Genomic DNA, 2,874 nt, shown 5'->3' on the forward strand with positions numbered 1-2,874 from the left:
GGGATCGACTGGGTGTGGGAGTGCAGGTCGATGAACCCTGGGGTGACGATACGTCCGAGCGCGTCGAGTGTCACGGCGCCGTTGAGGTCGGCGTCGGAGATCGCGGCAATGGATCCAGCGCGGATGCCGACCGACCGCAGTGCGTCGAGTCCGGTTTCGGGATCGATCACGCGACCGCCGGCGATGACGACGTCGAATTCCGGTGTGGTCATTGTCCAGACCCTAATTGGCCCGCGCGGCCCGGGCATCCCGTCAGGAGATCAGCGTCCACCATGTCCATGCGGTCAGCAACGAAAGCGGGACACCGATCCCGATCACCAACGCCACCAGATCGGGCTCCAAGTCATGTTCCAGCGCGATGATGCTCGCGCCGAGCATGGGTGGCATCGCCATCTCCAAAATCGCGACCTTGGCCACCGGGTCGCCCAGGCTGCCGAGCGCGATGTACAACCCCAGCAGTGCCAGCGGCGCCACGAACAGGCGGTAACCCAGAGCCACGATGAGTGGCTTCAGCCGCCCGGCGATTCGATCCGGCCGCAACGCGAAGCCCACGGCGGCCAATGCGATCGGGGTGAGGGTGTGGGCAAGTGTCGTGACGATCTCGGTCAGCCACGGCGGCCGATCCAGGTGATTGGTGGCCAGCGCGATCAGGATCGCCAGGAACGGCGGGAAGGTGGCGACCCGATGAACGACCACCCGCCAGTCCATCCGGCCGGCGCTGGCGATGGTCGCCACCGCGATGCCAAGGGTGGACAGCGCCAGGTAGGAGCCGAACAGGTCGATAACGATGCCAAGGCCCAGCCACTGTGGACCCGCGAGGGCTGCGATCATCGGCAGGCCCACGAACGAGGTGTTGCCCCACCCCCCGACAAGTAGCAGCGCACCGGTGCGTTGACGCGACCAACCCAGCACGCGGCACACCGGCACCAGCACGGCGATAGCCAGTAGGACGCCGATCCACGGTGTCGCCGCGGCCAGCCACCAGTCCGGGCGCACGGTCAGGTTGTGCACGCTGGCGACCGCCGTTGCCGGCAGTGCGACGTTGATCACCCACCCGCCGAGCACCTTCGTGGTGTTCTCCGGCATCCGGCCACTGAGCCGCAACGCGGCACCGATCAACAGGCTGGTCAGGATCAGCAGGATCTGGGTCATTCGGCTGAGGTGCCGTGGGCCGGCAATGCACGGGAATGGACAGCGCTGGAGTCCGGGCTTAGGTGCCGGTGCCTCCCGCCGTCCGGCTTAACCGTCTGTGGCCGTCGGGTTGATGATTCTTTTCGCGATGGTGGATAGCCGCGGCTCATTGCGGCCGGGGACGTCGATGTTGATGAGGCGTCGGCCGGGGTCGCCCGCGATGCGCAGTAAACCCTGGAACCGCGGTTGGATCCCCGCGCTGTCCAACTGCGCCATCCACGTCAGCCACGGGTCCGACCAGAGGAGGCTGCCGGCCGTCATCCGCATGACGCTGTTCCGCTGGGTGGCCAGCCAGCCGACTTGCTGGTCGCCGATGTAGGCGCCCACCCTGCTCGCAGGTTCCAACCGCAGTGTCACCTCGACGGTACCCAACGGCAATGCGTCGATCGTGTCCTGGAAGGAGGAGGTTCCGGTGACTGTGCGGGTCCATGACCCCGGCACGTCGACCACCCGGAAATTTTCCCGATCCGGCCGCGGCGACGGTTCGGTCAAGCTCAGCACAAAATCCCAGATCGCCATGAACGGAATCTACTGGAACCGGTCGTCCGGCAGGTCGCATTTCGACGTCGACGGGATGAACCCCATCTGTATCACCGCCCTCACTGCAACAGGTAGATGGCGACACACATAACCAGCATCAGGAGCGCCGGCAGGTACTTCGCCGGTGAGTCTTTGGCCTTCGCATGCATCGCCAGTGCCCCGACCATCAACGCCGCAACGATCAAAGCCGGCGCCTTGATGAGTGCCGGAAACCAGATCCCGGCGATCAGAAGCACCGCCGAACCCAGCTTGAGGGCTCCGACCACGTAAAACGTCCACTCAGGGAGGCCGTACGTGGCGAATTCCTCTTTCAGAGACTGCGCCGAACCGCCGCGATAGGCCGTCGCGGCCCGCGCGCGGACCAACCAGACGTTAAACAGCCCCAATGCAACAACGATCTGAAGCGTGGTGGAAACTGCGAAAGATGACATTTGGTGCCTCCACTGCCGTGAGTGCTAGCCAGTGCACGAATGCTGATCGGATCGTTACACCATGATTGTGCTGTACCAGGCGTGCAAAGTTCTGTCGGTTGTGGTGTTTTTGTATTACGGCGTGGCCGTCTTCGTCTCCAATGCGATGGTCATGGAGTTCACCCGGTTCGGGCTGCTGCGATTCCGGAAACTCACCGGGGCCCTCGAACTGCTCGGAGCGACGGGTCTGATCGTCGGCTACTTTGTGCCGCACCTCACGGTTGCCGCCGCGGGCGGCCTCACCGTGCTGATGGCCGCGGGCGTCGTCGTCCGCATCCGATGCCGGGACTCGCTGGTCGACGCGCTGCCTGCCACCGTCATGATGCTGATGAATCTCTTCATCGTGGTCTACGCGCTCGGCATGATTCCGGCCCGGTAGCGCGTCTAAGACTCGTGTCGGACCGGCGGGATAACCGGTACCCCTACATTGAGGGGATGTGGAATGACCAACGGCGCCGGCGGGCGTGGACACCTATGGCGATCATGTGCGTGGCGGTACTGATCGTGGCGGGCGGGAACACCGGGCGGATCGCCCGGGCAGACCCGGCGGTCGGGCCGGCGGTTCTGGTCGACTTCGGTGATCCCGCCGCGGTAGCGGCCTGGACGACAGTCAATGACCCCGTGATGGGCGGCCGGTCGACGTCGGCGGTCACATTCGGCGACGGTGGTCTGG

The 2,874-nt window shown here is 65.1% G+C and carries 4 protein-coding genes and 2 pseudogenes; 2 read left to right on the forward strand and 4 right to left on the reverse strand.

What is annotated here, in order from left to right:
• From ACR2JI_RS00470 to ACR2JI_RS00485, 4 genes and pseudogenes are all read right to left on the reverse strand, one after another.
• Positions 1–212, reverse strand: a pseudogene (locus ACR2JI_RS00470) (amidohydrolase family protein); the annotation flags it as partial.
• Between the two features lie 40 nt (positions 213–252).
• Entirely contained in the window at positions 253–1,152 is a 900-nt protein-coding gene (locus ACR2JI_RS00475; RefSeq protein ID WP_526386887.1) for an AEC family transporter, read from the reverse strand.
• An 87-nt stretch (positions 1,153–1,239) separates the two neighbouring features.
• A complete protein-coding gene (locus ACR2JI_RS00480; RefSeq protein WP_526386889.1) occupies positions 1,240–1,710 on the reverse strand; it encodes a hypothetical protein in 471 nt (156 codons plus the stop codon).
• 80 nt (positions 1,711–1,790) lie between these two features.
• Positions 1,791–2,162: a DoxX family protein gene (locus ACR2JI_RS00485; protein WP_526386891.1), complete on the reverse strand. Its 372-nt coding sequence runs from the start codon at positions 2,160–2,162 to the stop codon at positions 1,791–1,793.
• Positions 2,163–2,223: 61 nt separating this feature from the next.
• Between ACR2JI_RS00485 and ACR2JI_RS00490 the strand changes: the two genes are divergently transcribed.
• Together ACR2JI_RS00490 and ACR2JI_RS00495 are read left to right on the forward strand one after the other, a co-directional pair.
• Complete coding sequence (locus ACR2JI_RS00490; RefSeq protein WP_526386893.1) at positions 2,224–2,580, forward strand: DoxX family protein; 357 nt, start codon at positions 2,224–2,226, stop codon at positions 2,578–2,580.
• 56 nt (positions 2,581–2,636) lie between these two features.
• Positions 2,637–2,874: pseudogene (locus tag ACR2JI_RS00495) on the forward strand (hypothetical protein); the annotation flags it as partial.

Source organism: Mycobacterium sp. (genome assembly GCF_051006775.1).
Classification (GTDB): domain Bacteria; phylum Actinomycetota; class Actinomycetes; order Mycobacteriales; family Mycobacteriaceae; genus Mycobacterium.